At 61.5% G+C, this 13,561-nt stretch carries 2 protein-coding genes; both read right to left on the reverse strand.

Annotation, left to right across the window (positions count from 1 at the left end; all coding sequences use genetic code 11):
* Positions 1-3: 3 nt before the first annotated feature.
* Positions 4-5,664 (reverse strand): non-ribosomal peptide synthetase, encoded by a 5,661-nt coding sequence (locus QMG93_RS02680; protein WP_281933350.1) that lies wholly within the window; start codon positions 5,662-5,664, stop codon positions 4-6.
* Between the two features lie 34 nt (positions 5,665-5,698).
* On the reverse strand, positions 5,699-13,561 hold the full coding sequence (locus QMG93_RS02685; RefSeq protein WP_281933351.1) for a non-ribosomal peptide synthetase/type I polyketide synthase: 7,863 nt from the start codon (positions 13,559-13,561) through the stop codon (positions 5,699-5,701).

Genomic DNA, 13,561 nt, shown 5'->3' on the forward strand with positions numbered 1-13,561 from the left:
TCCTCACGCTCCCTGATGGCCTGTCTTTCCGCTGCTAGGCTGCGGCAGGAACCCGGTTTGGACAAAATAAGTAAGGTAAGTGCTCATCAAGGATCGGTCCAGCTTCGGACACGTTACGCCGCTTCCGTTCAAGCCCTGATGAAGATGGGTGCAATCGTAGACAACCTGGAATTCCGACATGCCGTCTCCCCAGTCGCCTTCGAGGAGCGGCAGAACCGCCTTCGCCGCCTGATCTCCGGACTCGCCCGCCGCCTGTAAGATCCGTTCGTGCCAAATCCCGTAAGGTACCGTCCGGAGAGCATACCCGTAGTCGGCCAGGCTCTCGATCACCTCGCTCCACGTGGTCCGCGTAGGATTCACAAGATGGTACGCGCGACCGTCTGGCGTTTCCGCCCCCGACAGATGCACAATCGCCCGAGCCGCGAAATCCGCCGGCACAATCTCCAGCTCCGCTTCCATAGCGGGAATGAGCCCCAACTGCAGCGAGGCTTTGATGATCAGCCACATAAAATCGCTCGATTGGCAGCGGCCCGTTACGCTGTCTCCCCAAATACGGCCCGGGCGGTAAATGAGCGCGGGCAGTCCCGAGCGAGCGGCTTCCAGCACCAACCGCTCCGCTACCCATTTGCTCTGGGTATAACCAAGCCTAAGGTCTTCGGGATGCTGCGGCAGGTCCTTCTCCATCAAAACGCCGTCCTTGATATCGCGTCCCGAGAACACGTGCGTGGTCGAGACGAAGTGTAACGTTTTGAAACGCCCGGTATTCGCCAGCCGGATCATTTCCCGGGTTCCCAGAACATTCGCCGCCTTGTGCTCGACATAGGGCGCTATAAAATGCACCATGCTGCCGTTGTGATAAAGGGCGTCCATCTGCCCGGCCAGCCGCTCGAAGACCGCTTCGGACAACCCCAGCCTCTCCTGCCCGAGATCGCCGGGAATGACCCTAATACGCTCCGAGACTGCTTCGTCGCGAACCCCGTATTTGGCAAGATTGGTTTGCAGCCGCCGCATGGCCTCCTCTTCGGTGCGCCCGCGGACAAGGCAGAAAATATCGGCCGCCGTGCTTCGCAGCAGCTCGCGCAGCAGGAAGGCTCCAAGGAAGCCCGTGGCTCCCGTCAGCAAAATGTTTTGCACAGGTCTACTCGTCTGACCGGCCGTTCCCGGATCACGAATGGCAAACGGAAGGCTGCTCTCGCTCCATAGATCGAGCCGCGAAGCGACAAGCTCTCCCTGACCGCTTTGGATAGCTTCGACGGCGGCGCTCATCCACTCGATGGTTGGCGTCTCAAACAGCACGCGCAGCGGAATTTCGATGCCGAGCTCGTCGCGCAGCTTGAAAATAAGCTGGGTTGCGAGCAAAGAGTGGCCTCCCAGCTCGAAGAAGCTGTCCAGGACGCCGATTTGCGGGATACCCAGCACGCTGCTCCAAAGCTCTGCAAGCCGCCGCTCCAGCGGAGTATGGGGTTCGACATACGGATTTTCCAGCTCCGGACGTTCGCGGCCCGGGGCCGGTAGCGCCGCCCTGTCGATTTTGCCGTTGGAAGTAAGCGGGAACGAACGTACGGTAACGCAGGCGGACGGAATGAAATAATCCGGGAGCCGCTCCTTCAGCAGGCTGCGCAGCTCCGGACTCAGTCCACCAGGCGCTGTGAGCTTTACTGGCCGGTTGGCGTATGCGCTCCATTCTTCGCTTCCTTCCGATTTTCCGCTTCCCGTCTGGACGATTCGTTTGTCCGGTGACAAGTCCCGACGGGTACAGAGTACATCGAAGCGGTCTTCCCGGCCGGGGCCCGCCCAATGGGTCGCGATATCGTAAGGAAGGGAACGCTCGAGCTCGACAAAGGCCATAGGATCGACGGCGTCTTCTCCCACCTCTTCCAGAAAGCCCCGCAGCCTGGCGTTGGGGACGCCACGGATCGCAACGGCTTCCGCGCCTTGTCCGGCCAGCTTTTGCAGCGCGCTCTCCGCGTCCCGAACGCAGGTCCAAGGAAGCAGTAACGGTTCAACCGTCCGCTGTTCCGAGGCGCTCACGCGCAGCAGGACATCGTAGCGAAACCGTGTCAATTCGTTCCAGCGGCTTCCCCGCTTCCACTGAATTTCCGCATGGGCAATCTGCTCCTTGCTCTCAGCAAGCTTCACAAAAAGCTGCGGATCGAGAAGCAGCTCATGCTCGCGTTCCATCCGTTCCTTCACCCGGGAGCTTCGTTCCTCCGGCGTGAGCGCCCGTCTCGCCTTGAACTGCTCCACTGAAGAATAAAATGCTTCCTGCAGCGGCAAGCTCCGCACGTCTCCGATAAATATGCTGCCTCCGGGACGAACGGCCCGCACGGCAGCATCGAGCACTTCCAGGAAATACTCCACGCTCGGGAAATATTGGATGACTGAGTTGAGTATGACCAGATCATAAGAGCCTGGTTCTATTCCCTCCGTATGATGGGCCGGCTGCTGCCGAAGGCTCACCTGCGGCAGCTTCTCCGTCAGCGTTTCCAGCCGCCGGATCGCCGTTAACGAAATGTCGGTTCCCATGTAATGCTCGCACTCCGGCGCCACCCGGAAAAGCAGCAGCCCCGTTCCGCAGCCCAGCTCCAGCACGCGCTTCGGCTTCGCGTCGAGCAAGTGCTTTACTGTTGCGTCCACCCACTCCCGCATGTCCTCCGCAGGAAGAGGCCGGCCGTCGTACAGGCTGTTCCACCCGGCGATATTGAAATCGGCGGCTTCCGCATCCGCTCCGTTTTCGTAGGTTTGATCGAATACATGCTCCCATTGCTTCGTTATTTCCACATCGTGGCCATCCGCTTCCTTCTCGATGAGATAGGCTACCAGCTGCGGATGTCCCATGGCATCCTGCTTTACGGCCACCACGGCATCGCGGACGGCAGCATGCTGCTTCAGCGCTGCTTCGATTTCTCCCAATTCGATGCGAAAGCCGCGGATTTTAACCTGATGATCGTTGCGCCCGAGGAACTCCAGCTCTCCTGACGGCAAAAGCCTTGCTTCATCGCCGGTTTTGTAGAGAGTAGCGTCCGGGACGCCGGAGAACGGGTTCAGGACGAACCGCTCGGCCGTCAGCTCCGAACGATTCAGATATCCCCGCGATACGCCCGCTCCTCCCACATACACCTCGCCGGCGATGCCGATCGGCACCGGCTCGAGGTTGCGGTCCAGCAGGTACAGGCTCAGATCGGGGATGGGAATCCCGATGGGGCTTTTTCGCGCTTCGAGATCGGCCAGGGTCAGCGGTCTGTAGGTGACATGCACCGTAGTTTCGGTAATGCCGTACATGTTGACCAGTTGGGGCCGGGCATCGCCATGCCGGTCAAACCAGCCTTTGAGCGTATGCATTTCCAACACTTCCCCGCCAAATACAACATACCGAAGGGCTTCGAGCATTTTGGTCTGCTGTCTCTCCTCGTGCTGCGCCAGCTGGCGAAAAGCTGAAGGGGTCTGACAAAGGACGGTCACCCCTTCCGAATGCAGAAGCACATGGAAGCTTTCTGGCGAACGGCTGACCAGATAAGGAACGACGACAAGCTTGCCTCCATAGAACAAAGCGCCCCACATTTCCCACACCGAAAAATCGAAAGCGTGCGAGTGGAAAAGCGTCCATACGTCGCTCCGGTCAAACCCGAACCAGGCATGCGTCTCGTCGAACAAGCGGACGACATTCCGGTGCTCCACAAGCACGCCTTTCGGCTGGCCGGTCGAGCCGGAGGTGTAGATCACATAGGCCAATTGTGCGGGATCCGTCCCGAGCTCAAGCGGCGCTTGGCTCTCCGCATCCGCGTCGAAATCATCCACCGCAATGGTCGGTGCATCGAGATCGGGCAGCGTATCGAGAAGCGAAGCCTGCGTCAGCATCAAGGACAGCCCGGCATCGCCGGCGATATAAGCGATCCGCTGCTTCGGATAGGCAGGATCGAGCGGTATGTAGGCGCCGCCCGCTTTGAGCACAGCGAGAATCGCAACGACAAGCTCAAGTGAACGCTCCAGATAGATGCCGACCCGGACCTCCGCCTCGACACCCAGCCGTCTAAGCCGGCGGGCCAGAGCGTTGGCCCTTCCATCCAGCTCGGCGTAGGTCAGCGACCTGCCTTCGTACGTAACGGCAACCGCCTTGGGAGTCAGAGCGGCCGCCTGTTCGAAGCGTTCGTGAATGCAGCTTGTGACGGGCTGCGGCGATTTGGCCGCGGCTCCCCACGTCAGCACCCGCCGACGCTCCTCCTCCGGCAATAGGGCCAGACGCTTCACCGGCAATCGGGCATTGGAAAGAATGCTGTCCGTCAACACCTGAAAGTGCGATGTCATGCGGACGACGGTTTCTGCGTCAAACAGCTCCGTCGAGTACTCGAAGAAACCGATCAGCTTGCCCTCGCTTTCCGTAAGCGAGAGCAGCAGGTCGAAGGGCGCCATCCCGTTGTGTACGGTAATGGGGGCCAGCTCCAGTCCGTTCAGCTGGGTCTTCGGAAACGGCGTGTTCTGAAAGACGAAGCCCGTCTGAAAAAACGGCGACGAAACGCTCAGATCGCGGTCGGGTTGAAGAGCCTCCACCAAACGCTCAAACGGCACATCCTGCCGATCGTACGCTTCCAGCGCCACACGCTTCACCTGGCGGAGAACCGCCGGAAAATCGTCGTCCTCGCCAAGCTGGGAGCGCATGACGAGCGTATTGACGAAGAAGCCGATCAAGCCTTCAATCTGCGCCTGATTCCGATTGGCAATCGGGCAGCCTACCGAAATGTCAGGCGATTGGCCGTACCGATAAAGCAGCACCTTCCACACGGACAGCAGCGCCATATAGAGAGTAGCCCCTTCTTCCTGGGCAAGGCGACGCAAGCCCTCCGTTTGCGCTTCGGACAGTTCGAAGTAATGCCGTTCCCCCCGATAAGTCGGTACCGCCGAACGCATTCGATCGTACGGTAGAGCCGCATCAGACCGCAGGCCGGCAAGCTGGCGCCTCCAATAAGCCAGCTGCTCCTCGTATGCTCCCGCCTCCATTCGCTTCCGCTGCCACTCCGAGAAATCCCCGTACTGAATCGGCAGCTCCGGCAGGGGCGAAGGCTGACCCTGGGAATAAGCTTCATAGAGCAAAGCGAGCTCCCGCTGGAAAACCCCGAGTGACCACCCGTCGGAAATAATATGGTGCATGCAAATCACGAGAAGATGATCGTTCTCCTGCAAACGGATCAGCCGGGCGCGCAGAAGCCTCGAACAAGTCAAGTCGAATGGCTTCTTCGCCTCATCCGAGAGCAGGCGGGCGGCTTCCGCCTCCCGCTCCGTTTCCGGAAGGCGGCTCAAATCCTCGACCGGCAGTTCGCAGGCTCCGAGCTCTTCGATTTCCTGGTAAGGGATGGCTTCCCGAACCGTAAATCGGGTGCGGAACACCTCATGACGTCGAATGATCTCGCTGAGCGCCAGCTTGAGCGCGTCCGTGTTCAATTCACCACTTAAACTAACGGCTCCCGGAATGTTATAGACCGGTGTCCCCGGAACCAACTGCTCCAAAAACCATATTCGCCGCTGAGCAAACGACAGCGGAAGCGGCCCCCGCCGCTCGCGCGGGCCCATTTTTCCCGCCGCAGCGCCTCCCTTTTTCCACTTTTCGAGCAGGGCCCGTTTGGCATCGGATAGATTGCCGCCAGATGGCGATGCGCTTTCAATGGACACCTTCTGTCACCCTTTCTCTTTCATGATCGGAGCCCTATAAAAGCTCGCTGACTTGTTCATCCGTCATCGATTCCAGTTTTTCGATCAACAGCGCTTCAATGGCCTCGGCAACCTCGGCGACCGTCGGATGCTCGAAAAAGAGCTTCAGCGGAAATTCGATTGGAAACCGGCTGTTCACCCATGAAATCACTTGCGTAGCCAGCAGAGAATGGCCGCCAAGATTGAAGAAGTCGTCATGAATGCCAATCGGCTCCATGCCGAGCAGCTCGGACCAAGCGTCCGCAAGCTGCTGCTCCATATCATGGCGGGGAGCAACCAGTGATACCGACAGCGCCGGACGGGGGCGGAGCGCCAGATTGCCCTTATGCGGGCCTGCCTGCTCTGCCTGCCGGCTCCGGCTCTGTAAAGCGTAAGCCCGCCGAGCGGCAAAGTCCGCCGTGGAGACAAGGCATTGAGAAACAGTATCGCAGGCCATCAGCTTCGTCCATAACCGGACTCCTTCCTCGGGACGAATGGCCAGTCTTGCCAGCTCGCTCACTCTTCCTTCCCGATCGGAGGAGACGGGTCCCGAGGTCCAGGCATCCCATTGAATGCAGCGCCAGCGTGAATCCGTCAGTTCGTTGTGCCTGCGCACGAACGCCTCCGTATAAGCAGCCGCAGCGGCATGAAGCGTTAAACCCAAGCCTCCGAGCTCGGAAGCAATCGAGGACTGGATGAGGCAAAATTCCGGCCGATACGGTGCCAAAGCCCGTTCCAGCTCGTCCAAGCCCTGCGCCGTCCGGTCAAGCTCGGCTTCGGCGGTCTGCCCATCCAATTCGCTCGCGGCGGCAAAAGTCATTTCTTCCGAGGACCAATCCCCATAGAGGACGCCGGTAGGCTCCCCGAACAGAGCTGCCGCTTGGTCCACAGCCTCTGTCAGCGCCCTCTGCTTCGGGGAGGCAATGGGGACAAAATGAACCTCCACCCCCAGCTCCTCCAGCCGCAGTGCATGAGCCGCAGCCTGTCGAGCCTTATCGCCGGCGGGTATTTCGCCGTTCGCAATCGCAGGCCAGACGGCTTTGTCCGGCATGACCGGCTGCTCGTTTATGATGACGATCCGCTTATGCCCCTGATCGGGCGACGGTTGAACCAGATATTGAGCGAAGGCTTGCATTTTACGATCGAACGGGCCGATGAGAAGATAGGTACCGGTGGCATGCGCAATTTCATTTTCCGCATCATTCCGATTTGCATGTACAGGCTCGTATTCGAGCATCCACCGCTGATTTCCGCGGTAGATACGCGGACTTCCCGCCGGGGCGGACATAAAGTCCTCCAAAATGGCGTCTGCCATAGCTGCTGCCTGCGAACGACGGTTCGGCATGAGTGCATCTGCCAGATGAAACGAGGACAGCGCATGCTCCTGCATCCAGACTTGGCCCAGCCCGGCGACCATCATCCGTTCGGGCCGAACGTCTGTTTCGCCCGCAATACTGTAAAGCCCCTCCGTAACGACACACAAATGGGCTGAATTTCCAGCAGCACCGGCATGAGCCTGCAGTGCCCTGGACAACTGCAAAAAGCCGGTCACGCCGCCAAAGGAGGAATCCTCTTGTGTCCACGAACAGCATGAGCAGATAACCCGCATCGGCCCTTTACCCGCAGCCAGAGTGTCGAAGAGCAGCGCGTACTGTTCGGGCCGGGCCGGGTTCAAGCCGTACAGCCGCTCGCTCAGCCGTTCGAAGCCCGAAGCTTCCCGGACCCGAACGACAGGCTGGCTGGCATGCTCAAGCCGCTCCGCCAGTACATCCATCCAGCCCCCGCGCTCCTCCTCGAAGACAATCCACAACCCGCTGCGCTCCTTGGGATGCCACGTGGAGATAGACGTCGTCGGCCGGAACACGGGCTCGTAGAGCCATTGTTCCGGCTCCAATCGCTCCAGCCCGCGGCCGCGAACTGCAGAAGCTGCCGCAGAGGTCAGGCGCGGCTCGATCCAGTACCGCTGACGCTCGAACGGATACGTCGGCAGCTCGACCCGATTGCGCACTCGGCTGCCGTGCAGCGCTTTCCAGGCAATGCTCTGTCCGCCGCTCCACAGCTCCGCCACGCTTTCCAGCCACTGCCGCCGCTCTCCGGCTCCGGTTCTCCCCGGCGGCAGCGTGCGCACGCCACGGTGCTCCGCTCCCCAGCGGGCCGATTGCCGCATCAGGCTCGTCAGCGTCTGGCCCGGGCCGACTTCGATCACCACCGCATTCGGGTACCGCTCCAGCACGCGCTCCGAGTTTTCAGCAAACCTCACCGTATGCCGCGCGTGGGACACCCAATACACCGCGCTTCCTGCCTGCTCCGCCGTGATCCAATCCCCCGACTCGTTAGACACATAAGGAATTTGCGGCGCGCCCAGCTTCATCCGCTTTAGCGCCGCTTCCAGCTCGCCCAGCGCCGGCTCCATCCGCGAGGAATGGAACGCCCCGCCTGTCCGCAGCCGTCGGCATTCGACGCCTGCCGACTGCAGACGGGCCGTCAGCTCTTCCACTTCTTCCGCCGAACCCGTCACCACGCTCATCCTCGGGCCGTTGACCGCCGCGATTTCCAGCGTCCCCTTTAATCGCTCCGTCAGCTCCGCCGCATTCGCGCCAACCGCCGCCATCGCTCCCGCTTCGCACCGGTGCATCAGACGGCCGCGGACGCTTACCAGCTCCAGCCCTTCCTCCAGGCTGAATACCCCGGCGATACACGCCGCCGTATACTCGCCCAGACTATGCCCGATCAGCGCAGCCGGCTTCACGCCCACGCTCATCCACAGCCGGGCCAACGCATATTCCGCCACGAACAGCGCAGGCTGCGTCAGCCACGTCTCCTCCAGCCGCTCCTCTTCGAAGCCTTCGCTTCCCAGCAGCGCATCCCGCACGTCCATTCCCAGATGCGGCATGAGCAGCTCGGCGCAGCGGTCCACCGTTTCCCGGTACACCGGCTCCTGTGCGTACAGCTCCGCGCCCATGCACGCATATTGGCTCCCTTGTCCTGGAAAAGCGAAGACGACGGGACGCTCTCCCGCTTCTGCCAGACCGGTGCGCACCGCTCTCGCGTCTTCGCCCCGCAAGGCGCTCAGCGCCTGCTCCGCGCTGCCGCACACGGCGCTCCAGCGGTGGCCGAACGCCTTGCGGCCCTGCTGCAGCGTGTACGCCACGTCGGAGAGCTTCACCGATGGTTCCGCCTCCAAATGCGCCGCCAGCCGTTCGCGCATCGCCTCCAGCGCCGACGGCGTCCGGGCCGACAGCACCAGCACTTCCTCGGCCGCCGCATCGTCGGAAGCCCGCTGTGCGGGAGCTTCTTCCACGATGACGTGCGCGTTCGTCCCTCCGATGCCGAAGGAGCTGACCCCTGCCCGGCGGGGCTGTTCCGGACTGCCGCCGGTCCACGGCCGGGCCCGGTCTACGACGTAAAACGGGCTGTTTGCCCAATCGACCGCCGGGTTGCCCTTTGTATAATGCAAGCTTGCCGGCAGCAGGCCGTTGCGCAACGACAGCGCAACCTTGATCAGGCTCGCCACCCCGGCGGCCGCATCCAGATGCCCAACGTTCGTTTTGACCGAGCCGATCCCGCACCTAGGTCCGTCCGCGGATGGGCCGAACACTTCGGTCAGCGCCGCCAGCTCGATCGGATCGCCCAGCGGCGTCCCTGTCCCGTGGGCCTCGACGTACGAGATGCTCTCCGCTCCGACGCCCGCAGCATCCAGCGCCATCCGGATCACTTCCGCCTGTCCCCCGACGCTTGGGGCCGTATACCCGACCTTGCGCCCTCCGTCGTTATTGATCGCCGATCCTTTGATCACCGCATACACCGTATCTCCGTCCCGCAGCGCTTCGTCCAGCCGCTTGAGCACGACGACACCTGCACCGTTGGCAAAAACCGTGCCGTCCGCTTCTGCATCGAACGCTTTGCATAAGCCGTCTGCCGAAACAATGGAGCCTTCCCGGTATACATATCCCGTTGTCTGCGGCACTTTTACCGTAACGCCTCCCGCCAGCGCCATATCGCATTCGCCTGCAAGCAGCGCCTGCGCGGCGGTATGTACGGCGACCAGAGACGTCGAGCACGCCGTCTGCACAGTGACCCCGGGGCCATGAAGATCCAGCTTGTAAGCCACCCGGGTCGCAAGGTAGCTCTCCTGGTTCGCCGTGCTCGCCGCAAACATGCCTGCCGGGTCCGCCGGGTCAAGACGCGGAAGAAGCGAACACAACAGATAGGTGCTCTGCGTCGTGCCCGCGTAGACGCCGACCGCTCCTTCGTTGCTGCCGGGAGCATACCCGGCCCGTTCCAGCGCTTCCCATGCGCACTCCAGAAACACCCGGTGCTGGGGATCGAGCATTTCCGCTTCGCCCGGCGTATATCCGAAAAATGCGGCGTCAAACAACTCGATCCCTTCCACCGTCCCGCCGCAGCTTACAAAATGCCGGTCCTCGCGCATCCGCGCGGGTACTCCCGCGTTCTCCAGCTCCTCCTTCGAGAAGCGGCGGATTCCGCACTCGCTCCGGAGCAGATTCGTCCAGAACGCCTTGATCCCGTCTGCGCCGGGAAATCGGCCGGACATGCCGATAATCGCGATATCCGCCGCATCGTTCGGCAGGCCTGAATACTCCGCCGAGGCCGAGGCCGAGCTCCGCTTGCGTGCGCGGCGGGAGCTGCTACCTGCGCTTTGACCCGCCAAATGGCTCGCAAGCTCGGCCACCGTCGGGTATTGAAACAGCTCGACGACGCTTAACTCGCGGGACAGCTCCAAGCTAAGCCGATCCCGCACCTCGATCAGGAGCAGCGAATGGCCGCCCAGATCAAAGAAATTATCGTGAAGGCCCACGCGATCCGTCTGAAGCGCCTGCCGCCAGACCGACGAGATGCGCCGTTCCATGTCCGTGACCGGAGGAACGAATCCGGGAGAAGCAGAGGCCGAAGCTTCCGTCCAAGCCGGGAGCGCCCGGCGGTCGATCTTGCCTGTAGCCGTTAGCGGCAAAGCCTCCAGCGGCACGAATAGCGCAGGAACCATATGCTCGGGCAAATGCTCGCGCAAATATCCGCGCAGCCCGGCCGGGTCCCACTGTTCGTCTTCCTGCACCACATAGGCGACCAAGCGCTCGGCTTTGCCGTTTTTCTCCACCACGGCAACCACGGCGTTGCGCACGGCCGGGTGACGGATCAAGACCGATTCGATCTCACTCAACTCAACGCGCATGCCGCGAATTTTAATTTGCTGATCCCGTCTGCCTTCGAAAAGGAGCGTGCCGTCCGGAAGCCTCCTGCCGATATCCCCGGTCCGGTACAGACGTTCGCCCTGACCCGCACCGAACGGATCGTCGATAAACCGCTCCGCCGTCCAATCCGGACGATGCAGGTACCCTCGCGCCAAGCCGGCGCCTCCGACGCAAATTTCGCCGGCCACTCCGGGCGGCACGAGCTGAAGCCGCTCATCCACAAGACATACCCGCATGTTGCGCAGGGGCCGTCCGATCGGCACGCCTGCGCCTTGGGGCGATGATGTCATCGCGTGATAGGTCGCGTCCGCCGCCACTTCCGAGGAGCCGTAAATGTTGATAAGCGTTCGTCCCGGCAGCAGCTCGAAGAATCGCTCGCACAAGGCTTGGGGAAGCGCTTCTCCGCTGACGGACCAATAGCGCAGACGCTCCAGGAATTCTTTTCGACGGGCGCAAGCTTCGAGCACGACCCTCAGCAGCGAGGGAACCATGACGATGCGCGAGATGCGGTGCTTGGCCAAGGCATCCACCAGCACCTCCGGGTCCTGAAGAGCCGTCTGCGGCAAAATAACGGCCGGCACACCGCGCAAGAGCGGACCGAACGTCTCGGCCACCGCATCCACAAACGTAAGCGCCGCCTGATGGCAGCAAACCTCGTCTTCGGCATACGGATACGTTTCCCAGCTCCAGCGAAGACGGTTCAGGATTCCCCGGTGCAGACCGACGACTCCTTTTGGGGCCCCCGTAGACCCCGAGGTAAAAATGACGTAGGCCGCGCTATCCCCATGAATGTCGGGGGCCGGAGGATTGTGATCGTACCGCTCCGGAAGCTCCCTTAACGAATCCGCCGTCAGAAGACGGTAATCCCCTGCGGGCACCTTCGCCGCGAGAAACGATTGAGTCACCACCAACGGCGCTCCGGTCTCCTGCAAAATCAGCCGCAGCCGCTCGGCGGGATATCCCGGATCGAGCGGCACATACGCGCCACCCGCTTTGAGAATGCCCAGCAGCGCGGCTGTCCGCTCGATTCCCCGCTCCATGCATACGCCGACGAAAGCCTCGGGCGCGACGCCGGCAGACAACAGCTCCCATGCGATCCGGTTCGCCATCCGGTTTAGCATCCCGTAGGAGACGCGCCTCCCGTCTTCTATTAAGGCTATGCGGTCTTCACCGGATTGAACCTGCCGGTCGAACAGCTCCAGAAGTGAGGCTTTCTCATCCTCGGCCGCCGTCAACGGGCGGTGCCAGTCTTCCAGCGCCTGATGCTCCTCTTCCGGCGTCAAGAGCTGCAGATTGCCGATCGGGCGAAGCGGATCGTCCGCGGCGGCGGCCAACAGAACGCGGTAACGCTCCAGCAGCCTTTCCGCCGTTTCCGCGTCAAACAGGTCCTTGCGGTACTCCAGAACAACGGATAACTCCGATTCCGTCTCCTCCACATAGAGGGTCATATCAAATTTGGCGGACGTTCCCTGCACGCCCACCGGACATAACCGCAGTCCGGGAAGGTCCGGGAGCGACGCCGGGACCGTCTGGACCGCCATGACCTGAAACAGCGGGGACGCATCCAAAGAACGCTGCGGCCGAAGCTCTTCGACGATCCGCTCGAAAGGCACCTCTTGATGAGCCAAAGCTTCGACCATCGTGTCCTTCACCTGCGAGAGCAGGCTCTGGAAGCTAAGCTCCCCGGAAACGCGCACCCGCAAGGCAACCGGATTTACAAAAAGTCCGACGACACCGGCCGTTCCGCTTTCATTCCGGTTGGCCGACGGACAACCGAGAACGATGTCCTCTTGGCCTGTATATCTGGCAAGCAGAGCGTAAAATCCGGCCAAAGCCGTCATAAAGACGCTCGCTCCCCGTTCTCTGGCCAGCCCCTTGAGCTTTTCGCTCACCTCCCGGGGCAGCTTAAGCGGCACCATGGCGCCGGAGGTCGACTGCACGGCCGGCCGCGGACGGTCGGTAGGCAGAGCCAGCAAAGACGGGCTGTTGCGAAGCTTCTCGGTCCAATAAGACAGCTTCCGCTTGAATCCATCTCCGTCCATCGCTTCGCGCTGATGCTGGGCATATTCCCCGTAGGTAAACGACAGAGGCGCCAGCTTGGGCGTTTCCCCCCGGACGTAAGCCCGGTAGCACGTTTCGATTTCCCGGATCAGCAGTCCAAGGGACCAGCCGTCGGAGATCAGATGGTGCAGGGTCAGCAGGAGAACGCCTTCCTCTTGGCCCAGCAGTACCCAATGGGCGCGCACCAGTCGATCCCGGGCGATGTCAAAAGGCTTGTCCGTTTCGGCCAGAAGCAGCCGTGATAGCTCCGCTTCCTTTTCTTTCGGGCCCCATGAACTCAAATCCGTTTCGGGCAATGGAAAGGAAACGATGTCGGCAGGCGGGTCCACATGCTGTACCGCTTTTCCGTTCTCGTTCCGAAACCGGGTACGCAAGCTCTCGTGCCGCCGGACGAGATGCCGCATGCACTTTGCGAACACCTCCCGGTCGAAGGCCCCTTCCATCCGGATAGCCGTTGTGATAAGGTAAGCCGTATTGCCGGGTGCCATCTGTTCCAAAAACCACAGCCGCTGCTGCGGCAGGCTAAGGGGGTACTGCCGCGGTTTCGTTTCCCGTTCCTGCAGCAGACGCGCCAACCGAAGACGTTTCTCGTCCGTACTGCGTTCCAT

Origin of the sequence: Paenibacillus tyrphae (assembly GCF_027925525.1) — a bacterium.
Taxonomy (GTDB): Bacteria; Bacillota; Bacilli; order Paenibacillales; family NBRC-103111; genus Paenibacillus_G; species Paenibacillus_G tyrfis_B.